Here is a 23378-nt window from a genome sequence, read left to right on the forward strand (position 1 = left end):
GATCCGCCCGCCGTCCGACGGGCGTCAGAACTCGCTCTGCGACCGGGCGGCCGCGACGAGAATGGCCTGACGCTGCTGGCGGTTGTGCCGGCCGGCCTCGAACCACTCCGCCGAGACGGCCTCGACTCGGCGGACGAGGTCGCCGTGGGCGGCGAACGGCGCGGCGTCCCAGACGCGGTCGAGGAACGTCTCGCCGTCCTGGTCGCGGATCGCGTCGTTCGGCACGCCCGTGGTCTGCGACCGGAAGACCACCTCGGGCTCCACCCGTTTGACGTACGGGTGGAACGCGTTGAACTGCCCGGGCACCGGGTCGGCGACGTAGTACGGCGCCAGCAGGTACCCGTGCGTCGTGAAGTGCATCGACGCGTCGCTGGGCTGGATCGACGCCGCGAGGTCGCCGTCCAGCCCGAGCTGCGCGAAGAAGCTGAACTCGCGGTAGCTCGGGGTGGCGTCGCGCACGACCATCAACGTCGGGCCGTACATGATGGACTGTATTGATCGATCATTGATCGCCTTGTCCACCCAGAAGCTCAACGGCATGGTGATGTCGACGACGTCGCCGGCCTGCCAGCTGCGGCTGACGGTGACGTACGACGACGGCGTCGCGGCGACCTTCTGGTCCCTGCCGTTCACGGCGACCGTGTAGCCGTGCCGGGCCCAGCCCGGCACCCGGAGCTTCAGGTCCAGTGGGCCACTGCCGCTGACGAAGCGCAGGCGGGTCGACCCGGCCGCCGGGAACGCCGTCTCCTGCGCGATGACGAAGCCGCGCTCCGGCCAGGTCAGCGTCGCCGGGATGAACAGGTTCAGGTAGAGCGCCGACCCGTCGGCGGAGCGGAAGAACACCGTCTCCTGGTACTTCGTGTGGCTCTCGACGCCGGTGCCGTTGCAGCAGCTGCCGTTGCCGCCGTACCGGCTGTACTCGACGGTGTTGCCGATGCGGCGCGACCGGCCCGGCCACATGTTCTGGTGGTACGTCACCTCGGTGGCGGTGACGCTGTCGACGTCGCGGCGCGAGCTGAGGATCTGGTTGTGCAGCGCCTTTTCGTAGAAGTCCATCAGCGCCGGCTCGGGCTCGTGGAAGAACAGGTTCCGGGTGAGCCGGAGCATGTTGTACGCGCAGCACGTCTCGGCGTGCCGCGGGTCGCTGCCCGACGTGAAGCCGGACGTGATGTCGCCGCGGGCGCGGAAGTGCTCGCTGCGGCCGGCGCCGCCGTTGCTGAACGTGCGGTGCGGCACCACCATGCCCCAGAAGTTGCGCGCCGCCGTGTGGAAGTCCTCCTCGCCGGTGTGCTCGAAGATGCGCAGGTAGCCGATGTTCGGCGCCATGTACTGGTTCGCGTGCCGCCCGTTCAGCTGGTCGCTGTTCTCGATGCTGGCGGTGAACAGCGTGCTGAACGTGAACATCTTGGCGGTCTCGAGGAACCTGGCCCGCTGCCCGGCGTCGGTCGTGTGGCTGGCGAGCTCGGCCATGACCTCGTTCATCGACCCGGCCTCGCCGGCGCTGTAGGTGTTCCACATGCGGTCCCGGCCCTCGGGCGAGATGCGGCTCAGGCGGCTGTGCACCCACTCACCCATGCGCAGCAGGATCGGCAGCGCGTCCTCGTTGCCGGTGAGGTCGTACGCGTTGAGCAGGCCGCGCATGATCTTGTGGTGGGTGTACCAGACCGCCCAGACGGCGTTCGGGCCGCTGTTCGGCTGCACCATCGGCGGCTCGATGCGGATGAACTGGCCTTCCGGGAACGCGGCCAGGTAGCCCGGGTAGCCCGTGCCGACGATGGTGGCGTGCCGGCCGTTCCCGGACGCGTCCGGCGCGGTCTCACCCTCGTCGTCGAAGGTCCAGCGGGCCCGAAGGGCGCCGGCGTCCGGTCCGGTGGCGCCGGCGGCCAGTTGCTGGATCTCCGTGGCGCTGAGCGCGCGGCCGTGCAGCTGGACCTCGTCGACGGCGGCGTTGAGCAGGGCGTGGTCGTTGCTGGTGGAGCGGCCGATCCAGTTGCTGACGGTGTCACCCAGGGCCGCCGGCGTGATCGTCATGGCCGGGTTGACGCCCGCCTCGACGCCGTTGACGTACAGACGTCCGGTGCCGCCCTGGATCGTGACGGCGACGTGGTTCCAGGCGTTCGTCGTGAGCTGCGTGGTGGCGTCGATGCGCTGCTCGGCGTTGGCGCCGTCGGTGGTGATCGCGAACCGCGGGCCGACGTCGTTCGAGACCCGCGCGGTGAGCGCCAGGTAGGCGCGGGTGCTGGTCGCGAGCGTGAGGATGCGCGCGTTCGTCTGGCTGCTGCCCGGGTTCACCCACGCGCTGAACGTCGCGTCGGTGAGGCCCGGGGTGAGGCCGGACGGGAGCGTGACGAACTGGTTCGGGTGCGGGTCGCTGAGCCTGACCGCCTTGCCGAACCGGCCCGCGACCCGGCCGAAATCGCGCCCGTCGAGCGCGTCCTGGACCTTCGCCAGCTCCTCGACGATGTAGTCCAGCTTCGTCAGGAAGATCTCCTCGCCGGTGGCCGCCCAGCACTGCGCCAGCATCGTCATCCAGTGGCCGGAGAAGTGGCCGCGGAGCAGGTGGTTCGGGGTGTCCCAGCCGCCCGGCCAGGTGCCCGGCGCGGGGAGCCCGGCGTTCGCGCGGAACAGGTGCAGCATGCGGTCCGGCCCGTCCAGCGGGTCGCTCGTGCCGGGGTAGTGGCGGGCGTAGTCGATCATCCGGTCGCGCTTCGCCTTGTAGATGCCGTCGCCCAGGCTGACCTGGTTCAACGCGAACGGCGCCACCTCCCATACGGGGGACGTCCAGCCCGGGCGCGGCGCGCCGCCGGGAATGGCCGACGCGGCTGGCGGTGCGGCGGCCGTGGCCGGTGCGGCCGCCGTGGCCGCCGCCGATGCCGCCGCCGGTGCGGCCGCCGCCATCGCGCCGAACCGCAGCGCGTCCCGCCGGGAGAATCTCTTGCTCATGTCTGGCCCTCCTCGTTCCGGCCCTCGTCGGCCGTGCGATGTGAGCGTTAACAACGTGGTGGAGAGTCCGCTATGGACGGATGTGACCTGTGATGTGTGAAATAGTGCCCGCTGTCGCAGGCCGGGTCAAGGGTGATCGTCAGTCAGCGCCCAGGGTCCGCCGATCGGTCCGCTGCCCTGGGGTCCGCCCAGCGGCCGTCCTGGGGTTCGTCGAGCGGTCGGCCTCCGCGGGGCGTGCCGACCCGGGCTCGCCGGACGTCGGCCGCCCCGGGCTCGCCGGGTGGGCCGCCGGGTGGGCCGCCGGGTGGGCCGCCGTCCCGGGCCGACTGCCCCGGGCCGACTGCCCCGGGCCGACTGCCCCGGGCCGACTGCCCCGGGCCGACTGCCCCGGGCCGACTGCCCCGAGCCTCCCCCGGGCGGTCCGCCGCTCTGGGTCCGCCGGGCGGCCTGGCACTCTGGGTCCGCCGGGCGGCCTGGCACTCTTGTCCCCGCCGCCTCGGCCCCCGCGACGGCCTGCCGTCCCCGGGCGCGTCGAGCGGCCTCCATCCTCGCCGAATTGCAGACGTGTGCGGATCACGCCAGCCACACGAATCCCACGAGTCTGCCAGCCACGACACGCCCGTTGATCACGGAGGAATCGGGGTTCCAGTCGCCCGGAGCCCCGATGACTCCATGCTCGACTCGAGCGAGGCGGGTCGCCCGTCAGAGTTTGCGCATCGACCAGGCCTGTTCGGCTGAACCGACCACCGTGTCGAGGTCCTGGCCGGTCGAGGCGAGCACCGCCGCCGCCACCGCGCCCTCGGTGAACGGGGCGTCGGCGAGGCGGACGAGGGGACCGTCGCCGTCGTCCTCGAGGTCTTCGAGCAGGGTCTTCGCCGTCAGCACCGAACTACCCATGTCCATGAGGACGCAGACGCCGTCACCGGTGTCGGCCGCCTTCACGGCCGCCGCGATGAGGTCGATGCTGGTGCCGAACCGCCCGTCGTCGGTGCCGCCGGCGGGGCGGATGGCGACCGACGGGCCGGCGAGCTCCGCCGCCATCTCGGCGACGGAGCCGGCGACCGCAGGACTGTGGGAGACGAGCACGATGCCGACCGTCACGCCACGACCTCCGCCAGTGCCCGCAGGATCAACGCCGTCGACGCGGCGCCGGGGTCCTCGTGGCCGACGCTGCGCGGACCGAGATAGCTGGCCCGGCCCTTGCGCGCCTGCATCGGGACGGTCGCGGCCAGCCCCTGCTCGGCGCCGTCGGCGGCCGCAGCGGCCGCCGCGGCGAGCGGTCCGCCGTCGGCCGCCACCGCCTGGAACGCGGCGACCGCGGGCGCGAGCGCGTCGATCATGGTCTTGTCGCCCTCGTTGGCGCCGCCCAGCTCCTTGATGGCGGTCAGGGCGGCCTCGAGCGCCGCGCCGAGCTCGTCGGCGGAGGCCGAGGCGGTGTCGCCGAGGGCCTTGCCGGCCCGGCGGAACGCGCTGCCGTACAACGGACCGGACGCCCCGCCGGTCTTCGCGACGATGCCACGGCCCGCAGCGACGAGGACGTCGCCCGGGGTGGAGGGTGCGCGTTCGGCGATGTTGGTCAGCGCGGCGGCGAGCCCGCGGGCCATGTTGGCGCCGTGGTCGCCGTCGCCGATGGCGGCGTCGAGGCCGGTCAGCCGTGCCTCGTCGGCCTTGACGGCGGCCTCGGCCGCGGTGATCCAGGCCGTCGCCGTCTGTGCGTCGAACGCCATGCTCACCGTCCCCACCGCAGCGCGGGCGTCTCGACCGGCGCGTCCCACAACCGCAGCAGGTCGTCGTCGAGCGACATGACCGAGATCGAGAAGCCCTGCTGGTCGAGGCTGGTGATGTAGTTGCCGACCAGGCTGCGCGCGACCCGTGCGCCGTGTCCCTCGATCCAGGCGACGGCTTCGGCGAACGCGCCGTACAACTCGATCAGCGGGCTGCCGCCCTGGCCGTTGACCATGACCAGGACGTCGCCGGAGACCGGCCGGTCGGCGTGGATGACGTCGAGCGAGTAGCCGACGAGGTCGTGGATCGGCGCCATCGTGCCGCGCTCGCGGCCCGGTTCGCCGTGGATGCCGACGCCCAGCTCGACCTCGTCGTCGGCGAGGTCGAAGCCCGGCTTGCCGGCGGCCGGGACGGTGCCGGCGTGCAGCGCTATGGCGAACGACCGGGTGACCTCGTTGACGTGGGAGGCGATGCCGGCGACGGTGTCGAGGTCGGCGCCCTCCTCGGCGGCGGCGCCGGCGATCTTCTCGACGAACACCGTGCCGCCGACGCCGCGGCGCCCGGCCGTGAAGGTGGAGTCCTCGACGGCGGCGTCGTCGTTGGTGACGACACTGGCGACGCGGATGTCCTCGTCGTCGGCCAGCTCGGCCGCCATGCGGAAGTTGAGCACGTCGCCGGTGTAGTTCTTGACGATGTGCAGCACGCCGGCACCGCCGTCGGCGGCCTTCGTGGCGGCCAGGATCTGGTCGGGCACGGGTGAGGTGTACACCTCGCCCGGAGCGGCGGCGCTGAGCATGCCGTGGCCGACGTACCCGCCGTGCAGTGGTTCGTGCCCGGAGCCCCCGCCCGAGACCAGTCCCACCCTGCCCTGCGTCGCGCCGCCCGCTCGCGAGATGACCCGGTTCTCCAGGTCGACGGCGAGCGACGGATGGGCGGCGGCCATGCCGCGCAGTGCGTCGGCGATGACCGAGTCGGGGGAGTTGATCAGCTTCTTCATCGACGGACCGACCTTTCCGTGATGCGGATGTCATCTGCGTGCCACAGTACGCGTGAAACCGCCCGCCGGACCGGGGAGCGGCGAACCTCTATCGTTGTCGCCGTGGTGGAGATCTCGCAGACGCTCGATCGCGGCCTTCGCCTGCTCGAGGTGCTGTCCGGGTCCAGCGACGGCCTCACCGTCGCCGAGGCGTCCACCGTCCTCGGCGTCAACCGCACCATCGTCTACCGCCTGCTGGCGACGCTCGAGCAGCACGGCCTGGTGCGCCGGGTCGCGGGCGGCCGGTTCAGCGTCGGGTTCGGGGTGCTGACGCTGGCCGGCAGCGTGCAGCCGTCGCTGCGGCAGGTGGCGCAGCCGGTGCTGCGGGCGCTCGCCGACGACGTCGGGGCCACGGCGCACCTCACCATCGCCGACGGCGCCGAGGCGCTGGCCGTCGCCGTCGTCGAGCCGACCCGCACCGACTACCACGTCGCCTACCGGGTCGGCTCGCGGCACCCGCTGGAGCGCGGCGCCGCCGGGCGGGCCGTCCTCGGCGGCCGGGAGGGGTCGGCGGCGTTCGTGAGCACGGTGGGCGAGCTGCAGACCGGGGCCAGCGGGGTGGCCGCGCCGGTCATCGGGGTGCCGGGGGTCGAGGCCAGCGTCGGCGTCATCGCCCTGTCCGCGCTGGACGACGACACCGTCGGGCCGCGGGTGGTCGCGGCGGCGGCGCAACTGGGCGAGCGGCTCGGCTGAGGGCGCTCAGCCGCTGACCCTGACCTCGATCTCGTTCGAGACCATCTCCGGGTCGTCGACGTTGACCAGGCGGAACAGGTTCGGGCCGGGTGCGTCGGTGGCGACGGAGCCGCTGAACGTGCCGTCGGCGCGGGTGGTCAGTGTGATCGGGCGGCTGGCGGGGTAGTCCTGCCACTCGCCGTCGCCGACCTTGTGCTGCAGCGACACCCGGATACCGCCCTCGACCGGCGCCAGTGTGCCGGTCAGCGCGATGAGGTCGTTCGGCGCGACCTCGGCGGGGTCGGCGGTGAGGCGCAGGCCCTCCTCGGCGGCGGGCTCACCCGGGACCGACGTGCCCGGGTCCTGGCTGGCGGCGTCGTCGGGCTGGCCGTCGTCGCGGGAGCCGACCCAGGCGCCGCCGGCGAACCCGATGACCGCCGCGACGGCGAGGCAGGCGGCCAGCGCGCCGGTCGTGGCCTGGCCGGGCGGGCCGGTGGGGGCGGCAGTACGGGTGGCGGTGCGGGAGCTGGTGCGGCGGGATGCGGTGCGGGTGGTGGTGCGGTCACGGGCGGTGCGGGGGCTGCGTGCGTGGCCCGGCGCGTGGTCCAGGTCGTTCAGGTCGTCGTGGTCGCCCGGGTCGTCCGGTTCGGCGTCGGGAAGTGCGGGGGCGCGCCGGGTCTCGGGAGCGTGCCGGGCCTCGGGCGTACCCGGGCCGAAGGCGGCGGCGAAGCCGGGACCGGGCTCGTACGCCTTGGTCTCCGCCAGCGCGGCGACGGCGGTGGGCGCGGCCTCGGGTTCCGGCTTGGCGCGGCGCGCGGCGGCTCGGCGGCCGCCGGTGGACCGGGACGTGGTCCGCTCCGGCGCGGCAGGCGCTGCGAGCGCGGCAGGCGCCGCGGGCACGGCGGTCGCCTCGGGCGAGGCGACGGTGCCGGCGTCGTCGTTCTCGGCGCCGAAGTCGGCCCAGAACGCGGCGTGGGCGTCCTGGGTGGCGGCGGGCTCTGGGGATGCGCCGGCGGGCTGGTCGCCGGGCGGCGCCGGGTCGGGATCCTGGTGGCCGGAGCCGGCGCCGCGGCCGGCGCTGCGGGTGGACCTGGTCTCCCGGGCGGCGGGTCGGGCGGTGTCGGCGAGGGGGTCCGGTTCGGGTGCGGCGCTGAGACCGAGCGGGTCGTCCGGCTCGATCCGGATGCGCCCCGACGCCGACCGGCGTCCCTCCTGCGGCGCGGACTCGGGCGCGTCGATGTGGCCGGACCGGGATCGGCGGCCGGCCTGCGGCGTGGCCTCGGCGGCCGGCGGATCGGCGGGCGGTGTGGCCGCGGGCGCGGCGGTGTCGATGCGCCCCGATCGCGCCCGGCGGCCGGGCCGCGGCGTGGCCTCGGAGGTGTCGGTGGCCGGGGCGTCGCCGGTGGCCGGAGCGTCGCCGGTGGCCGGAGCGTCGTCGGCGGGCGGTGTCGACGCGGGCGGGGTGGTGTCGATGCGGCCGGACCGGGAGCGGCGGCCGGGTTGAGACGGGCCTGCCGGCGGCACCGTCTCGATGCGACCCGACCGGCGGCCGCGCTGCGGCGTGGCCTTCGCGGTGCCGGACGCGCCGTTCCCCTCCGGCCACAGCGGTGCGCCGAGCTCGGCGCTCAGGGGCGCCAGCAGCGGCCCGGTCTCGTGCGGCGCCACCGTGCCGGACTCGAGCCAGGACGCGATGCCGAGGTCATCCGCGGAAGCGGCCTCGGCGCCGGCGTCGGACGCGGCCTCGGTGCCGGCCTCGGAACCAGCGTCAGACGCAGCGTCGCCGGAGCCGCGGCCCGCGGCTCGGCGGCCGCCGGCGGCGTGCTTGGCGGCTCGCGCGTCGCCTGTGGCTGGTCGGGACATCGTCGCCTATTGAAGCATCCGCCACCGACGTTCCGCCTCAGCCGACCGTGACCTGGACTTCGTTCGACACGACGGAATCGTCGTCCGCACGGACCAGGCGGAAGGCGTTGGTGCCGGTCTGGCTGGTCGAGGCGTAGGTGCTGAAGGCGCCGTCGGCGTTGGTGACGGGCTGGTTGTTCAGCGGGAACGTCTCCCAGTCGCCGCCGTCGACGCTGCGTTCGAGGCGCAGCTGGATGCCCTCTTCGGGCGGGTCGATGGCGCCGGTGAAGTCGATCTGGCCGCCGGGGGCGATGGAGGTCTGGCCGGCGCTCAGGGTGAGCGCGCCGTCGCCGGACGGGGCCTCGGTCTCGGCCGGGGTCTCGTCGCCGGGGGTCTCGCCGACAGGGGTGGTGTCGTCGGGCGCGTTCGTCTCGGACGCGGACGGCGAGTCGCCGCCGGACTGCGAGCCGAAGTAGCCGCCGCCGGCGAACCCGACGATGGCCGCGGTGATGAGGCAGGCGGCGAGCGCGCCGCCCGAGGCTCGACTGGACATCGGAGACATTCAACCCTGACACCCGGGGGGCGAGGCAAGTCGGCAGGACCGCGACGTCGGACATGACCAGGGGTGACGCAGAGTGTGATGAAGCTGGCGGATACGAAACGTGTCCGGGCGGGTACCGTGCCGACAGGCCGACGAGCCGGGAGGGATCGATGAGTGAGACGGACGTCGTCGTGGTCGGGGGCGGCCCGGCCGGGCTGCTGCTGGCCGGCGACCTCGCGGGCGCCGGCATCGGCTGCACACTGCTCGAACGGCGCACCGGCCGCTCGCCGCTGACCCGCGCGTTCGCCGTCCACGCCCGCACCCTGGAGGTGTTCGACGCCCGCGGCATCGCCGACGAGCTCATCGGGACGGGGACGCGAGTGGCCGGGCTCAGCCTGTTCGGCAGCATCGAGGTCGACCTCTCCGACCTGCCGACCCGGTTCCCGTTCGTGCTCGTCACGCCGCAGTACAACGTCGAGGACGTGTTGGCGGCGCGGGCCCGCGAGGCCGGCGCCACGCTCGTCGAGGGCGCCGAGGTGACCGGTCTGGACCAGGACGGCGACGGCGTCACCGTGCGGGTCGACGGCGGGCCGTCGGTCCGCGCGGCGTACGCGGTCGGCGCCGACGGCGTGGGCAGCACGCTCCGCGAGGCGCTCGGGCTGCCGTTCCCCGGCGAGGCGGTCGTGGAGTCGGTGATGCTGGCCGACGTCCGGCTGGCCGATCCGCCCGACGAGGTGCTGGTGGCCAACGCGGGCGACGACGGGTTCGCGTTCGTGGCCCCGTTCGGCGACGGCTGGTTCCGCGTCATCGCGTGGGACCGCAAGGCGCTGCGGCCCGACGACGACCCCGTCGAGCTGGACGAGATCCGCGACGTCGCCACCCGGGTCCTCGGCACCGACTACGGCATGCACGACGCCCGCTGGGTGTCGCGGTTCCACAGCGACGAGCGGCTGGTCCCGAGCTACCGGAAGGGCCGGACGTTCCTCGCCGGCGACGCCGCGCACGTCCACTCGCCGGCCGGCGGCCAGGGCATGAACACCGGTCTGCAGGACTCCGCGAACCTGGGCTGGAAGCTCGCCGCCGCCCTGCACGGCTGGGCCCCGCCCGGGCTGTTGGACAGCTACGACACCGAGCGCCGCGCCGTCGGGGCCAGCGTCGTGCAGGGGAGCGGGACGCTGCTGCGCCTGGCGCTGACGGGGTCGGCGCCGCTGCGCGCCGTCCGCAACGTCGCCGGCGCCGTCGCCGCGAGCATCGGCCCGGTGCAGCGCAAGGCCGGCGAGTTCGTGTCCGGGCTGGCCATCGGCTACAGCCGGTCCCGCGGCGACCACCCGCTGGTCGGCAAGCGGGTGCCGGACGTCTCCGTCGTCACCGAGTCCGGCACGAAGACCCGGCTCTACGAGGCGCTGCGCGGCGGCCGATTCGTGCTGCTGACCGGCCAGGACCACCACGGGCTGGTGAACCCGTGGGCCGGGCGGGTCGACCTCGTCACGACGGTCGACCGCTCGCACGGCCTGACGCTGGTCCGCCCCGACGGCTACGTGGCCTGGGCCACCGACACCCGCCCGATGCTCCGCCGCGACGCCGAGCTGCGGGCCGCGCTGATCGCCTGGTGCGGCGAGCCCGGCGCGGCTTAGGCGACCGCCGACGCGACGAGGGGGAGGATCCGCGGCGCGACGACGGTCGACAGCGCGATCAGCGTGGTGGTGCGGACGATGTCGTCGTCGCCCACGAGGTCGTCGATGACGCGCTGCAGGTCGTCGTTGTCGCGGGCGACGATGCGGCAGAGCAGGTCGCCCTGGCCGGTGATGGTGTGCACTTCCAGCACCTCGGGGATGCGGCTCAGGTGCGCGGCGACGGACTCGCGGGCGCCCTGGCGGATGTCGAGCGAGGCGAACGCCGTGACCCGGAACCCGAGCGCGGCGGGGTCGACCGTCGGCGCGAAGCCGGCGATGACCCCGGTGTCGCGCAGCCGGTCGAGCCGGGCCTGCACCGTGCCGCGGGCCACCTGCAGCCGTCGCGACGCCTCCAGCACGCCGATGCGCGGCTCGCGCGTGAACAACTCCAGGATCCGGGCGTCGAGGGCGTCGATCATGCGAGCTCCTGACTGGACAGTCTGCACAGTGATTCAGCAGAAACAGTGTCCACACCGTACACCCTGATCAGCGCCTCAGTGGCCTCTTGCACACCCGAGAGCGGCCCCGGCAGAGTCCTGTCATGACGGCCACCGACCACACTCTGACGCCCGAAGAACGCGACGCCGACCTCGATCTCGAGCAGCTCAAGCAGCTCGTCGGACTCGTCGAGTACGACGAGAGCAAGGACCCGTTCCCGGTCACGGCGATGGACGCGGTGGTGTTCGTCGCCGGCAACGCCACGCAGGCCGCGCACTTCTACCAGTCGGCCTTCGGCATGGAGCTGGTCGCCTACGCCGGCCCCGAGACCGGTCAGCGCGACCACAAGTCGTTCGTGCTCAAGAGCGGCTCGGCCCGCTTCGTCATCAACGGCGGCGTGGCGCCGGACAGCCCGCTGCTGGACCACCACCGGCGCCACGGCGACGGCGTCGCCGATCTCGCCCTGGAGGTCCCCGACGTCGACAAGTGCGTCGCGCACGCGCGGGCCCAGGGCGCCACCGTCCTGGACGAGCCGCACGACGTCAGCGACGAGCACGGCACCGTCCGCATGGCCGCCATCGCGACGTACGGCGAGACCCGGCACTCGCTGGTCGACCGGTCCCGCTACTCCGGGCCGTACCTTCCCGGCTACGTCGCGCGGACGTCCACCCACGTCAAGCGCGAGGGCGCGCCGAAGCGTATGTTCCAGGCCGTCGACCACTGCGTCGGCAACGTCGAGCTGGGCAGGATGGACTACTGGGTCGACTGGTACCGCAAGGTCATGGGCTTCATGAACATGGCCGAGTTCGTCGGCGACGACATCGCCACCGAGTACTCCGCGCTGATGTCGAAGGTCGTCGCCAACGGCAACCACCGGGTGAAGTTCCCGCTCAACGAGCCGGCCATCGCGAAGAAGAAGTCGCAGATCGACGAGTACCTGGAGTTCTACGGCGAGGCCGGCTGCCAGCACATCGCTCTGGCCACCGGCGACATCCTGCGCACCGTCGACCTCATGCGCGCCGAGGGCGTCGAGTTCCTGGACACCCCCGACGCCTACTACGACGACCCCGAGCTGCGGGCCCGCATCGGCACCGTCCGGGTCCCGGTCGAGGAGCTGAAGAAGCGCGGCATCCTGGTCGACCGCGACGAGGACGGCTACCTGCTGCAGATCTTCACCAAGCCCATCGGCGACCGCCCGACGGTGTTCTACGAGCTGATCGAGCGGCACGGCTCGCTGGGCTTCGGCAAGGGCAACTTCAAGGCGCTGTTCGAGTCGATCGAGCGCGAGCAGGAGAAGCGCGGAAATCTCTGACCTCGGTCGTCTGCACCAGCCCGTACACGAACCGGGCCAGCCGTCCCGAGCCGGTGGGCGTCGTGAACACGACGTGCCACCGGCTCGGCGCGTCGCCCTCCAGATGCTTGACGTCGGCGTAGGTGCGCTCGACGTCGCCGATGACGCACGACCACGGCTCGAGGTCGCCGTCGGCGGGCAGCTCGGGGACCGCGCCGCCCTGCTCGCGGGCCAGCCAGCCGTTGACGACGCTGCCGGTGGCGCTGGTCAGCAGCTCCCAGCGCAGGTCCGGCCAGAGCGGCAGGTACCAGTGGAACAGCCGGCACTTCACGTCGCCGATGCTCACCTCGCTCTCGCCGACCGGCGCGCCGAGCACGACGCGGTAGCGGTCCAGCCCGCGCGGCGCCGTGCGGGACCGCTCGACCGTCTGCCAGAACGCGTTGGCCTTGCGCGCGTCGGAGCGGGTGACGCCGAGCCGCTCCCACGCGGCCTCGACCAGCTCCGGCTGGTAGTCCTGCATGCGCCGCAGCAGGACCAGCTGGAACTCGGTGACGCCGAAGCCGCTCAGTGCCATCGGTCCAGTCTGGCAGCGTGACGCTGGACGTCCGGCGCCGGGATCGGGAAGGATGATCGCCACTCTGCCCGACGGCGAAGGGTGCCGCAGCGTGGATGGTCTGGTCCTCGTCCTCGCACAGGAGCTCGGTCTCACCGCCGGGCGCCGCGCGGTCCGCGCGATCCGCGACCCACCCGAGGTGCGGGCGCTGCGCAAGGTCGTCAAGGCGGCCCTGGACGCGCCCGACCTCGCCGCCCTGGTCGTGCCGGACCAGCGCGACGGGTTCCTGGCAGCACTGCGCGACCGTCTCGGCGACGACCCGCCGGACCGGCCGCGGTACGGACGGCCGGAGGTCAGCGAGGCGACGCTGCGCCGGCTGGTGGGCGACTGGGTGGCGCCGCTGACGCGCCCGGCGCCGCCGTCCGGCGACAGCTTCCTCGCCACCCTCGGTATCGAGCCGGAGCACCTGCGCGAGCTGCTCTACGAGCTGATCCGCTTCGGCATCCGGGCCGACGCGGTGGCCGGCGGGCCGCTCAAGCCGCTGGACGACGTGCTGCGGCACGAGCACACGAGCGGCCGGCTGGCCGCGATCACGCCGCGGGAAGCGATCCCGCCGGGCGCCGTGGTGACGGCCGGCGTCGCGGTGGCCGACGCGTTCACGGGACGCGACGCGGAGCTGGCCGAGTTGGCCGCGCGGCTCACCGGGCCGCCGCCCGGCGTGGTGCCGGTGCTGGCCGTCCACGGCCCGCCCGGTGTCGGGAAGAGCGCACTGGCCGGCACGTTGGGCCGGCAGCCCGACGTCGTGGCGCACTTTCCGGACGGGGTGCTGCTGGTCGACCTGCTCGGCTGGACCGACGGCATGGAGCCGCTGGGCATCGGCCCGGTGCTCGCGCACCTGCTCGGCCGGGCCGGCGTCCCGGCGCCGGATGACGGCGGCGTCGAGGATCTGGTGCAGGCGTGGCGCGGCTGGCTGACCGGCCGCCGCGTCCTCGTCGTCCTCGACAACGCCCGCGACGAGCCCCAGGTGCGGCACCTGGTGCCCGACCAGCCGGGCTGCGCTCTGGTGGTGACCAGCCGGGAACGGCTGGGCCACCTGGCCGGGGCCACCGTGGTCCGGCTGGGCGCCCTGGCCGAGACCGACGCGGCCGAGCTACTGCGCACGCTGGCCGGTCCCGAGCGGCTGGACGACGAGGAGGCGACGGCACGCATCCTGGCGCTGTGCGGTGGCTGGCCGCTGGCGCTCCGGCTGGCCGCCGGGATCTTCCGCAACGAGCCTGACGCCACGGCCGCCGAGGTCGCGCAGGCGCTGGCCGACGCGAGGGCCGTCGAACTGGATCCGATGACGGCCCGGCTGCGGGTGTCGTACGAACGTCTCGACGACGAGCTCCGGCACGCGTTCCGCTGGCTGGCGTCATGGGACGGCCCGGCCCTGACGCCGTTCGTCGCCGGCCTGCTGCTCGGCGATCCCGAGTGGGACGCGGTGGTCGCGCTGCGGCGGCTGGCGCGGGCCGAGCTGTTGCTGAGCGCCGGGCCCTCGCGCTGGCGGCCGCACGACCTCGTCCGGTCGTTCGCCGGCGGGCTCAACGGCGACGACCCGTGGGAGGAGCACTACCGCACGTCGCACCGGCTGCTCGACGGGTACCTCGCCAAGATCGAGGACGAGGATCAGGCCTGGGATCGGCTGGCCGACGAGGGCGAGAACGTCGCGATCGCCGCCCGCGGCGCCGTCATCGCGGCACTGGTGGTACTCGGCGACCCGCCGGACGAGACGGCCCGGGCCGAGCAGAACGCCCGGCTCGCCCGCCGGCTGGGGCTCGACGACGCGGGTGCGCTCGCCGATGACGCCGTCCGGCTGCACGCGGGCGGCGTCCGGCTGGCCGAGGAAGGCAGCCGCCTGCTGGGCCTGATCGGTCACACGAGCGCCGCCCTGAACTGCGCCGCGCTGCTCAACTACGCGGTGCCGGACGGCTCCGACCGGTTCGGCCGGCTCCTGGAGCGCGACGTCGTCTACCCGCAGTTCACCGCGCTGTTGCGCCAGCAGATCGCCGAGCTGCGGGAGGCCGGCGACGAGCGGAACGCGGGCCGGATGCTGCTCGCCCTCGCCGCCATGCAGGCCGACCGCGGCGACACCGAGCAGGCGGAGTCGTCCCTGCGGGCCGGGCTGCGCAGCGCGCGGATGGCCGGCGACCCGTGGGCGGAGGCCCGCGGCTTGGCGGCGCTCGCGCGGCTGGAGGCCGGCCGAGGCGCGGTGAATGACGCACGCGAGCACCTGACCCGGTCGCTGGACCGCTACGAGGAGCTCGGGCCGTCCTACGTCGACCCGGTCACCGGCAACCCGCTCGCTCCGGCGGACGCCGACGACGTGCGGGAGCGGTTGCGCGCGCTCGACGACGGCTGAGGGGTGGTCAGCCGGCGGCCGGGCGGTCGTCGGCGCCAGGGCGGCCGCGGCGGAGGATGCCGCGCAGGAAGCGGTCCAGGGGCGAGCCGAACGGGTCGTCGCGGACGACGTAGGTCCAGGTGGCCGACGGGCGGCCGAGGCCCAGCTCGGCGGCGTCGGTGAGGTCCGGGTGGGCGGCCAGGAACGCGTCGGCGTCACGCTCAGCGTCCTGGAGCAGCGGCTCGAAGGCGCGGACGGCCTCGGCGTTGAACTCCACCACCGGCGCCTTCCCGGACAGCGACCGCAGCGGCGTGGCCTCGCGCACCTGCGCCAGGTGGGCGAGGTGGTCGGCCCACGCGCGGTCCAGGAAATGCAGCCGCACGCCGCGCTCGGGCTCGGGCCGGGCCAGCAGCTCCTCGCGGCGGGCCAGGACGTGCTCGCGCTGGCGGCGCGGCACTTCGGCGTAGGAGTGGGTGTTGGCGTAGATCCGCAGCGCGAGGCCCTCGGCGACGCGTTGCGCGTGCTCGGCCTGTGCGCGGGCACCGGCCGCGGCGACGCGGCCGTCGGCGTCGGACGAGGCGCGCAGCCGGGCGTGCCGTGCGACGAGATCGTCCTCGAGGCTGGCGAAGAACGCCGAGCCGCCGGGGTCGCCCTGGCGGCCGGCGCGCCCGCGCAGCTGGTCGTCCAGCCGCGCCGCCACGTTGAGCTCCGTCCCGACGACCAGCAGCCCGCCCAGTGCGGCGATCTCGTCGCGGCTCCCGGTGCTGCCGCCCAGCCTGATGTCGACGCCGCGGCCGGCCAGCTGGGTCGAGACGGTGACGGCGCCGCGCCGACCGGCCTCGGCGATGACCGCGGCCTCGGCCTCGTCGTTCTTCGCGTTCAGCACGACGCACGGGACGTCCGCCTCGGCGAGCAGCGCGGCCAGCTCCTCGCTGTCGGCGACGCTGGGGGTGCCGGCGAGGACCGGCCGCCCGGACGCGTGCGCGGCGGCGATGCGCTCGACGATGGCGCGCAGCTTGTCGGCCCGCGTGGCGTAGAGCGCGAGCGGCTCGTCGTCGCGGACGCACGGCACGTTCGGCGCGACGACCTCGACGCGGCGGCGGTACATGCGGTCGAACTGCTCGGCCGCCGACGCCGCCGTGCCGGTCATGCCGCACAGCAGGCCGAACTCCTCGACCAGCTCGGCCGCCGTGACGGTGTCGAGGACCTCGCCGGCCTGGCTCGGCGCCAGCCCCTCCTTCGCCTCGACGGCCGCCTGCAGGCCGTCGGGCCAGCGCTGCAGGTGCGCGACGCGGCCCTTGGAGGCGTCGACGAGCTGGACGGCGCCGTCGCGGACGATGTAGTCGACGTCGCGGGTCAGCAGCGCCTCGGCGTGGACGGCGAGGTTGGCCAGCGTGAGCGTGCGCCCGCCGTCGGCCTCGGAGTAGAGGTCGACGCCGAACGTCCGCTCGATCAGCTCCTCGCCCGCCGGGGTGAAGCCGGCGCCGTAGCCGTCGGCGCTCACCGTGTAGTGCGTGTCCGCCTCCATCGACGCGACCAGCTCGGCCATCGCGGTGTCGGCATCGGCGTCGTCGACGGCGCCGGCGAGGACGAGCGGCAGCCGGGCCTGGTCGACGAGCACGGAGTCGGCTTCGTCGACGATGACGACCTCGCGGCGGCCGCGCACCCGCTCGGACTCGTCGTGCACCAGGCGGTCGCGCAGGGTGTCGAAGCCCAGCTCGTTCGCCGCCACGTACACGACGTCGGCGGCGTAGGCCGCGCGCCGTTCCTCGGGCGCCGACGTGGCGCCGACCCAGGCCACCCCGACGCCGGCGGCGTCGTACAGCGGGCGCATCCACTCGGCGTCGCGGCGGGCCAGGTAGTCGTTGGCGGCCAGGATCGTGATGTGCCGGCCGCGGGCGCTGGACACCGTGGCCGCGAGCGCTCCCACCAGGGTCTTGCCCTCGCCGGTGTCGAGCTGCACGATGCGCCCGGCGAGCAGCCCGAGCACGGCGGCCAGCTGGTTGTCGTGGGCCCGCTCGCCGAGCGCGCGCCGTCCCAGTTCACGGACGACGGCGAGCGCGTCGTCGTCGTCGCCGGCGGCGCGCAACCGACGGCTCAGCTCGCCGGTGGGGACGTCCGCCAGCGCGGCCTCGGCCTCCCCGGCACGGCGCACCGTGCGTTGGCCGGCGGCGTCCGGGGCCAGCGGCCGGACACCGAGAAAACCCGCGAGACGCGCGCGCACACCCACGAGACGTCAGCCTATGTCGTCCGATCGGGGCGTTCCCTTTTGTCCGGATCTCCGGCAGGCTGCGGTGATCACACCGTCGCCTACTCCCCAGGGAGCGTCCTCGATGAGATCTCGTGTCAGGTCCGGCGCCGTCGCGATGGCCGCCGTGGCGCTGCTGGCGGGCGCCGTCCTCCCCGCGAGCGCGCAGTCCTCCCGTCCGTCCCCGGGCGAGTCCGGCGCGGGCGACGCCTACTTCCCGTTCGCCGGGAACGGCGGCTACGACGCCGTGCACTACGACCTCGACCTGCGCTACCAGCCGCCGGCGGCCGCGCCCGCGCCACTGACCGGCCGGCTGGACGCCGTCGCGACGGTGACGATCGTGCCGACGCGGCACCTCACCAGCTTCGACCTGGACCTGCGCGGGATGGACGTGGAGTCCGTCGTGGTGCGCGACCGGCCGGCGCCGTTCACCCGCGAGGGCGACGAGCTGATCGTCACGCCGAAGACGATCCTGCCCCGCGGCAAGGCCGTCGACGTCGTCGTGACGTACGGCGGCGCGACCGGGCGGCCGACCGACATCGAGGGCGCGCTGTACGGCTGGGTCACGACCCGCGACGGCGCGATGGTGGCCAGCGAGCCGGACGGGTCGATGACGTGGTACCCGGTCAGCGACCACCCGACGGACAAGGCCACCTACGACGTCGCCGTGACGGTGCCGGAAGGGCTGGTCGCGGTCGGCAACGGCGACCTCGTCGGCTCCGCCACCGCCGGTGGGTGGACGACCTGGGAGTGGTCGTCGCGCGAGCCGATGGCCAGCTACCTGGTGACGGCGTCGGTCGGCAACTACGAGCTGCGGCAGACGACGACGCCGGGCGGGCTGCCGCTGATCGACGCGATCGACCGTGACCTCGCGCCCGCGGCGTCCGCCGGCCTCGCGCAGACCGCCGAGATGATCGCCCTCTTCGAGTCGGAGTTCGGCCCGTACCCGTTCTCGTCCTACGGCGCGATCGTCGACGACGACAGCGTCGGCTACGCGCTGGAGACGCAGACCCGGCCGATCTACTCCACGCGCGCGTCCGAGGGGACCGTCGCGCACGAGCTGGCGCACCAGTGGATGGGCAACTCCGTCAGCCCGGCGCGCTGGCAGGACATCTGGCTGAACGAGGGCTGGGCCAGCTACGCGGAGTGGCTGTGGTCCGAGCACGACGGCCGCACCACCGCGGCGGAGAACTTCGCCGACGTCATGGCGATCCCCGCCGACAACGCGTTCTGGCAGACCGTCGTCGCCGACCCGGGCCCGCTCGGGCTGTTCGCGGGCGCCGTCTACGACCGGGGCGCGGCGACGCTGTACGCGCTGCGGCAGGAGATCGGCGCCGACGCGTTCGGCGCGCTGTCGCGGGAGTGGCCGGCCCGGTACAAGGACTCGGCCGCGACGACCGACGACTTCCAGGCGCTGGCCGAGGAGCTGTCCGGCCAGGACCTGGAGGAGTTCTTCGACGTCTGGGTGTGGACGGCGGGCAAGCCGGCCACGGTCTCTTGACCGTTCATCGGCGCTACCCGCTATCATCGTCGCATGGCGATGAATCGGGTGTCCGTCGACGCGGCGGCGGTGCAGCTGTTCCACAGCCTCGCCGACCCCGCGCGGCTGGAGATCGTGCGGCTGCTGGGCCACGGCGAGCGGCGGGTGGTCGATCTCACCGGTGAGCTGGGCCTGGCCCAGTCGACGGTCTCCGGCCACCTGTCCTGCCTGCGCAACGCCGGACTGGTCGAGCCGCACCCGCACGGCCGGTCCACCTTCTACGCGCTGGTCCGGCCCGAGCTGTGGGCGCTGCTGGCCGCCGCCGAGGACGTCCTCGCGGCGACCGGCTCGCCCGCCCGGTTGTGCCCCGACGGCGTCGGCGCCGGGCACGCGCCGCACGCCGACGCCGTCGCGCACGCCTCCGAGGCCGGGCACCGGGCCCGTCCCGACACGTCCGCGCCCGCCACCCGGCCGGGGCAGGTGCACTGATGGGCGCCGGGCACGGTCACGGGCACGGCCTGCCGCAGGGCGCCACCGCGTCGTACGCGCACCGGCGCCGCATGCAGCAGGTGCTGGTGCTCATCGGCGTCGTCATGCTGGTGCAGATCGTCGGCGCCTACCTCTCCGGCTCGCTGGCGCTACTGGCCGACGCCGGTCACATGCTGGCCGACGGTCTCGGCGTCACGCTGGCGCTGGTGGCCACGGCCATCGCGGCCAAGCCGGCGAACACCACGCGGACGTTCGGCTGGCAGCGGGCGGAGATCCTGGCGGCGCTCACCAACGGCGTCGTCGTCGGCGTCATCGGGGTGCTGGCCATCGTCGGCGGCGTCCGGCGGCTCGGCGACCCGGGCGAGATCGAGACCGGCATCATGCTGGTCGTCTCCATCGTCGGCCTGCTGGCGAACGTCGTCGCGCTGTTCCTGCTGCGCTCGGGCCAGCGCGAGAGCCTGAACGTGCGCGGCGCCTACCTCGAGGTCATGGGCGACACCCTGGGCTCGCTGGCGGTCGTCAGCGCGGCCATCGTCATCATGGCGACCGGCTGGGTCCGCGCCGACGCGCTGGCGTCGATGCTGATCGGCGTGCTCATCCTGCCGCGCGCCTGGATGCTGCTGCGCGAGGTGCTCGACGTCCTCCTCGAGGCCACCCCCAAGGGCGTCGACCTCGGGGAGGTCCGCCACCACATCATGGACCTCCCCGGCGTCGTCGACGTGCACGATCTCCACGCCTGGACGATCACCAGCGGCGTCCCGGTGCTGTCCGCTCACGTCGTCATCACCGACTCCGCCGAGCCCGGCTGCGGCGCCGACTCCGTCCTCGACGGCCTGCACGAATGCCTGGCCGGCCACTTCGACATCGAGCACAGCACGTTCCAGATCGAGCCCCAGGGCCACGTCGAGCACGAGCACGCCGGCCACGCCTGACCCTCCCCATGATCATCAATGATCCAACCACCTATGAGGGGTTGGATCGTTGATGATCATGGCTGTCCACAGATCGCGAATCGGGGGTGGTGGGACGGCGCCGGGTCGCGCAGGCTGGCGGGGTGGATCTGGACGGGCTCATGGCGACGCAGCACGGGATGATCAGCCGTGCCCAGGCCATCGCGTGCGGGCTGAGCACGCGGCGCATCGAGTGGCTGGTGACGTCGGGACGCTGGCGGCGTGTCCACACCGGCGTGTTCGCCACGTTCACCGGGCCGCTGCCGTTCGAGGCGCGGGTGTGGGCGGCGGTCCTGCGAGCGGGCCGGGGCGCGGTGGCCAGTCATCGGACGGCGGCGTTCCTGGACGGCTTGTGCGACGAGCCCGGCCCGGTCGTCCACGTCACCGTCCCGGCCGATCGCTACGTGCAGTGCAAGATCGAGGGTGTGCGAGTGCACTACGCGCACCGGCTGCCGCGCACCCGGCACCCGTCGAAGAGCCCGCCGCGTACCCGGCTGGACGAGACCGTCCTGGATCTGGTCGACATCGCGCCGCATCCACGTGACGCCGAGGGCTGGGTCACGGCGGCCTGCCAGCGTCGTCTGTCCACCCCGGAGCGGCTGGCCGATGCGTTGAGGCGGCGAAAGAAGATCCGCTGGCGTCCGATGGTGGAGGCGATGCTCGGTGAGGTCGTCGAGGGCGCGGAGTCGCCGCTGGAGCTGCGGCATCTGCGCCGGGTCGAACGCGCCCACGGCCTGCCGGCGGGGTGCCGTCAGCGCCGTGTCGCAGGGCGCCGGGTGATCTGGGTCGACGTCGACTACGAGCGGTATCGCCTGCGGGTCGAGTTGGACGGGCGAGTCGGCCACGTCGGCGAGGGACGCTTCCGCGACCGGCGTCGGGACAACCGCGCCACCGTCGACGGGCATGCCACGCTGCGCTACGGCCATGCCGACGTGTTCGGTGACCCGTGCGCCGTGGCCGCCGAACAGGCTCGCGTGTTGACCGCACGCGGCTGGACCGGGCGCCCGCGGTCGTGCGGCATCTCCTGCCGCATCCCCACCCATGATCATCAATGATCCAACCACCTATGAGGGGTTGGATCATTGATGATCATGGGGAGGGGTGGACGGTGCCGGTGACCTCGCCCAGCGCGATGCGACCGCCCGCCGGGCCGGGGGCGGTGGCGCGGATGGTGACGGTGTCGCCGTCCTCCAGGAAGGTGCGGGACGAACCGTCGGCCAGGGTCACGGGCTCGGCGCCGTTCCAGGTCAGTTCCAGGAAGCAGCCGCTGCCGCCGGGACGGGGGCCGCTGATGGTGCCGGAGGCGTAGAGGTCGCCCGTGCGCAGGGACGCGCCGTTGACGGTGAGGTGGGCCAGCATCTGCGCCGGCGTCCAGTACAGCGAGCTCAGCGGCGGCCGCGACACCACCGTGCCGTTCCACTCCACCTCGAACGACAGATCCAGCCCCCACGGCTCGGCGTCGCGCAGGTAGGACGCGACGGCGGGCGACCGCGACGGCGGCGGCACCCGGGCGTGCTCGAGCGCCGCCAGCGGCACCACCCACGCCGACACCGACGTGGCGAAGGACTTGCCGAGGAACGGGCCGAGCGGGACGTACTCGAAGGCCTGGACGTCGCGCGCCGACCAGTCGTTGACCAGCACCATGCCGAACACGTGGTCCTCGAACGCCCCGACCGGCACCCGCGACCCGAGCACCGACGGCGTCCCGACGACGAAGCCCGCCTCGGCCTCGATGTCCAGCCGCAGCGACGGACCGAACTCGACCGGCGAGCCGGGCCCGCCGGCCCGGCGCAGCCCGGACGGCCGTGCCACCGGTGTCCCCGAGACGACGACGGTGCCGGCCCGGCCGTGGTAGCCGATCGGCAGCTGCCGCCACGCCGCCGGCAGCGCCGGGTTGTCGGGACGGAACAGCCGGCCGACGTTCTCGGCGTGCGTCTGCGAGGCGTAGAAGTCGACGTAGTCGGCCACCTCGAACGGCAGCCGCAGCGTGACGTCACTCGCCGGGACGAGGCGCGGCGTGACGAGATCGCGGTGCCGCGGATCGGTGACCAGCGACAGCAGCCGTGCGCGCACCGCGTCCCACACCGGCCGTCCGGCGGCGAGGAACGGGTTCAGCGTGGGGTGGGCGAACAGGTCGGCGCCGGCCAGCGGTGCGAGGTCGAGCACCCACGAGCCGACGGCGACGCCCACCCGGGGCGGGCCGCCGGCCACCGAGAAGACGCCGTACGGCAGCGTCCACGCGTCGAACGGATCGTCGTCGCGCAACGCCAGCCAGGTCACGGCGCCACCAGCCCGAGCTCGCCCAGCTCGGCCAGCGGCTCGGCGATGCTGCACGAGCCGTACGACGCGAACCAGCGGCGCACCGGCCCGGCGTCCAGCTCGCCGACCTCGGCCGCCAGCGCGGCGCCGTCGTCGACCGACAGCGCCGCCGCTACCTCGGCCGCGGAACCGCCGCCCGCCGCCCGCCCCACCGCCAGCAGCAGGTTGAGGAACCCGTGCTCGGACGGACGGCGCACGGCGTGGTGCAGCCCGGCGGTGAACTTGAACGCCACCCCGCGGTCGAGGCACGCGACGACGAACGCCGCCACCTCGTCGTCGGACGGGACGGCGTCGTCGGCGGGCCCGCCGGTGCGCAGCTTGGCGCGGTAGCCGGAGTCGGCGATGACGTCGAGGGCGGCCTCCCACCCGAACGCGCGCGGCACCTCGACGTAGGCCGGCTCGTCGTCGTCGGGCCCGCCGAGCGCGGCGTCGAGCGCGGCCACCGTGCGGCGCGCGTTCTCGCCCAGCGGCGACCCGCGCAGCGGCACCTCGACGCCGCGCAGCACCAGGCCGGCGTGCTGCGCGACGGTGTCGGCGGCGGCCAGCACGCCGGCCGTCCCGGTGTCGACGACGACGGCCACGTCCAGCGGCGCCGGCGCCTCGCGCACCAGCCCGGCCAGCGCCTCCAGCGACGAGGCGGGGCACAGCAGCGGCCCGACCAGCGCGGAGTACCAGGCCGAACGGTGCGCGACGTGTGCCGGGACGGCCTCGGGCAGCGGCAGCGAGCCGGGCGGGAACACGGCGGCGTCGTCGATCAGCCGCTCGAACATCGGGGGAATGGGCATGGCCGGTCTCGTCCTCCTT

At 74.1% G+C, this 23378-nt stretch carries 19 protein-coding genes; 8 read left to right on the top strand and 11 right to left on the bottom strand.

The genetic code is table 11. From position 1 onward, the window contains the following. Nucleotides 1–24: 24 nt before the first annotated feature. From BLU82_RS03245 to dhaK, 4 genes are all read right to left on the bottom strand, one after another. Nucleotides 25–2943 carry a beta-L-arabinofuranosidase domain-containing protein gene (locus BLU82_RS03245; protein ID WP_092615546.1) on the bottom strand — a complete coding sequence of 973 codons (2919 nt, stop codon included), beginning with the start codon at nucleotides 2941–2943 and terminating at the stop codon, nucleotides 25–27. A 702-nt stretch (nucleotides 2944–3645) separates the two neighbouring features. Further along, a complete protein-coding gene (dhaM, locus tag BLU82_RS03250; protein WP_092615550.1) occupies nucleotides 3646–4044 on the bottom strand; it encodes a dihydroxyacetone kinase phosphoryl donor subunit DhaM in 399 nt (132 codons plus the stop codon). Beyond that, a complete protein-coding gene (dhaL, locus tag BLU82_RS03255; RefSeq protein WP_092615553.1) occupies nucleotides 4041–4670 on the bottom strand; it encodes a dihydroxyacetone kinase subunit DhaL in 630 nt (209 codons plus the stop codon). The genes dhaM and dhaL overlap by 4 nt, the downstream gene beginning before the upstream one ends. Before the next feature lie 2 nt (nucleotides 4671–4672). Continuing rightward, nucleotides 4673–5665, bottom strand: a complete 993-nt coding sequence (gene dhaK / locus BLU82_RS03260) for a dihydroxyacetone kinase subunit DhaK (protein WP_092615556.1) — start codon at nucleotides 5663–5665, stop codon at nucleotides 4673–4675. Nucleotides 5666–5755: 90 nt separating this feature from the next. Here dhaK and BLU82_RS03265 point away from each other — a divergent pair, with 90 nt between their 5' ends. Beyond that, complete coding sequence (locus tag BLU82_RS03265) at nucleotides 5756–6397, top strand: IclR family transcriptional regulator (protein WP_370246305.1); 642 nt, start codon at nucleotides 5756–5758, stop codon at nucleotides 6395–6397. A gap of 6 nt (nucleotides 6398–6403) precedes the next feature. On the opposite strand, the gene BLU82_RS03270 is transcribed toward BLU82_RS03265, so the two are convergent. Next, on the bottom strand, nucleotides 6404–8236 hold the full coding sequence (locus tag BLU82_RS03270) for a hypothetical protein (RefSeq protein WP_092615559.1): 1833 nt from the start codon (nucleotides 8234–8236) through the stop codon (nucleotides 6404–6406). 37 nt (nucleotides 8237–8273) lie between these two features. After that, nucleotides 8274–8768 carry a hypothetical protein gene (locus tag BLU82_RS03275; RefSeq protein WP_092615562.1) on the bottom strand — a complete coding sequence of 165 codons (495 nt, stop codon included), beginning with the start codon at nucleotides 8766–8768 and terminating at the stop codon, nucleotides 8274–8276. A 158-nt stretch (nucleotides 8769–8926) separates the two neighbouring features. On the opposite strand from BLU82_RS03275, the gene BLU82_RS03280 reads away from it, so the two are divergent. Then, nucleotides 8927–10390 (top strand): FAD-dependent oxidoreductase, encoded by a 1464-nt coding sequence (locus BLU82_RS03280; protein ID WP_092615565.1) that lies wholly within the window; start codon nucleotides 8927–8929, stop codon nucleotides 10388–10390. Here the strand turns inward: BLU82_RS03280 and BLU82_RS03285 are convergent. After that, nucleotides 10387–10848 (bottom strand): Lrp/AsnC family transcriptional regulator, encoded by a 462-nt coding sequence (locus tag BLU82_RS03285; RefSeq protein WP_092615568.1) that lies wholly within the window; start codon nucleotides 10846–10848, stop codon nucleotides 10387–10389. The two genes, BLU82_RS03280 and BLU82_RS03285, sit on opposite strands and share 4 nt — an antisense overlap. Before the next feature lie 122 nt (nucleotides 10849–10970). Between BLU82_RS03285 and hppD the strand changes: the two genes are divergently transcribed. Beyond that, a complete protein-coding gene (gene hppD, locus BLU82_RS03290) occupies nucleotides 10971–12179 on the top strand; it encodes a 4-hydroxyphenylpyruvate dioxygenase (RefSeq protein WP_092615571.1) in 1209 nt (402 codons plus the stop codon). Here hppD and BLU82_RS03295 read toward each other — a convergent pair. Continuing rightward, a complete protein-coding gene (locus BLU82_RS03295) occupies nucleotides 12124–12732 on the bottom strand; it encodes a hypothetical protein (protein WP_092625371.1) in 609 nt (202 codons plus the stop codon). The genes hppD and BLU82_RS03295 overlap by 56 nt on opposite strands. A gap of 91 nt (nucleotides 12733–12823) precedes the next feature. Here BLU82_RS03295 and BLU82_RS03300 point away from each other — a divergent pair, with 91 nt between their 5' ends. Further along, nucleotides 12824–15109 (top strand): NB-ARC domain-containing protein, encoded by a 2286-nt coding sequence (locus BLU82_RS03300; RefSeq protein ID WP_157740533.1) that lies wholly within the window; start codon nucleotides 12824–12826, stop codon nucleotides 15107–15109. Between the two features lie 7 nt (nucleotides 15110–15116). On the opposite strand, the gene BLU82_RS03305 is transcribed toward BLU82_RS03300, so the two are convergent. Then, nucleotides 15117–17318 (bottom strand): DEAD/DEAH box helicase, encoded by a 2202-nt coding sequence (locus BLU82_RS03305; RefSeq protein ID WP_197682711.1) that lies wholly within the window; start codon nucleotides 17316–17318, stop codon nucleotides 15117–15119. Nucleotides 17319–17421: 103 nt separating this feature from the next. On the opposite strand from BLU82_RS03305, the gene BLU82_RS03310 reads away from it, so the two are divergent. The 4 genes from BLU82_RS03310 (at nucleotide 17422) to BLU82_RS03325 (ending at nucleotide 21310) form a co-directional block, all read left to right on the top strand. Then, on the top strand, nucleotides 17422–18837 hold the full coding sequence (locus BLU82_RS03310; RefSeq protein ID WP_092615577.1) for a M1 family metallopeptidase: 1416 nt from the start codon (nucleotides 17422–17424) through the stop codon (nucleotides 18835–18837). Nucleotides 18838–18870: 33 nt separating this feature from the next. Beyond that, nucleotides 18871–19305, top strand: a complete 435-nt coding sequence (locus tag BLU82_RS03315) for a helix-turn-helix transcriptional regulator (protein WP_092615581.1) — start codon at nucleotides 18871–18873, stop codon at nucleotides 19303–19305. Continuing rightward, a complete protein-coding gene (locus tag BLU82_RS03320) occupies nucleotides 19305–20237 on the top strand; it encodes a cation diffusion facilitator family transporter (protein WP_092615584.1) in 933 nt (310 codons plus the stop codon). The genes BLU82_RS03315 and BLU82_RS03320 overlap by 1 nt, the downstream gene beginning before the upstream one ends. 122 nt (nucleotides 20238–20359) lie before the next feature. Beyond that, nucleotides 20360–21310, top strand: coding sequence for a type IV toxin-antitoxin system AbiEi family antitoxin domain-containing protein (locus tag BLU82_RS03325; RefSeq protein ID WP_197682712.1), 951 nt, complete (start codon nucleotides 20360–20362; stop codon nucleotides 21308–21310). A 34-nt stretch (nucleotides 21311–21344) separates the two neighbouring features. Here the strand turns inward: BLU82_RS03325 and fahA are convergent, their stop codons facing one another. Beyond that, entirely contained in the window at nucleotides 21345–22535 is a 1191-nt protein-coding gene (gene fahA, locus BLU82_RS35445) for a fumarylacetoacetase (RefSeq protein ID WP_231947695.1), read from the bottom strand. Beyond that, the gene (locus tag BLU82_RS35450) at nucleotides 22532–23359 is read right to left on the bottom strand and encodes a hypothetical protein (RefSeq protein ID WP_231947696.1); all 828 of its coding nucleotides are present in this window, start codon (nucleotides 23357–23359) and stop codon (nucleotides 22532–22534) included. The genes fahA and BLU82_RS35450 overlap by 4 nt, the downstream gene beginning before the upstream one ends. Nucleotides 23360–23378: the final 19 nt, after the last annotated feature.

This window comes from Jiangella sp. DSM 45060, from assembly GCF_900105175.1.
In the GTDB taxonomy this organism is placed as follows: Bacteria; Actinomycetota; Actinomycetes; order Jiangellales; family Jiangellaceae; genus Jiangella.

Excerpts from the sequence above, each read along its gene's own strand:
- BLU82_RS03245 (WP_092615546.1), bottom strand. The coding sequence starts at position 2,943 with ATGAGCAAGAGATTCTCCCGGCGGGACGCGCTGCGGTTCGGCGCGATG.
- dhaL (WP_092615553.1), bottom strand. The coding sequence starts at position 4,670 with ATGGCGTTCGACGCACAGACGGCGACGGCCTGGATCACCGCGGCCGAG.
- dhaK (WP_092615556.1), bottom strand. The coding sequence starts at position 5,665 with ATGAAGAAGCTGATCAACTCCCCCGACTCGGTCATCGCCGACGCACTG.
- BLU82_RS03270 (WP_092615559.1), bottom strand. The coding sequence starts at position 8,236 with ATGTCCCGACCAGCCACAGGCGACGCGCGAGCCGCCAAGCACGCCGCC.
- BLU82_RS03275 (WP_092615562.1), bottom strand. The coding sequence starts at position 8,768 with ATGTCCAGTCGAGCCTCGGGCGGCGCGCTCGCCGCCTGCCTCATCACC.
- BLU82_RS03280 (WP_092615565.1), top strand. The coding sequence starts at position 8,927 with ATGAGTGAGACGGACGTCGTCGTGGTCGGGGGCGGCCCGGCCGGGCTG.
- BLU82_RS03285 (WP_092615568.1), bottom strand. The coding sequence starts at position 10,848 with ATGATCGACGCCCTCGACGCCCGGATCCTGGAGTTGTTCACGCGCGAG.
- hppD (WP_092615571.1), top strand. The coding sequence starts at position 10,971 with ATGACGGCCACCGACCACACTCTGACGCCCGAAGAACGCGACGCCGAC.
- BLU82_RS03295 (WP_092625371.1), bottom strand. The coding sequence starts at position 12,732 with ATGGCACTGAGCGGCTTCGGCGTCACCGAGTTCCAGCTGGTCCTGCTG.
- BLU82_RS03310 (WP_092615577.1), top strand. The coding sequence starts at position 17,422 with ATGAGATCTCGTGTCAGGTCCGGCGCCGTCGCGATGGCCGCCGTGGCG.
- BLU82_RS03315 (WP_092615581.1), top strand. The coding sequence starts at position 18,871 with ATGGCGATGAATCGGGTGTCCGTCGACGCGGCGGCGGTGCAGCTGTTC.
- BLU82_RS03320 (WP_092615584.1), top strand. The coding sequence starts at position 19,305 with ATGGGCGCCGGGCACGGTCACGGGCACGGCCTGCCGCAGGGCGCCACC.
- BLU82_RS35450 (WP_231947696.1), bottom strand. The coding sequence starts at position 23,359 with ATGCCCATTCCCCCGATGTTCGAGCGGCTGATCGACGACGCCGCCGTG.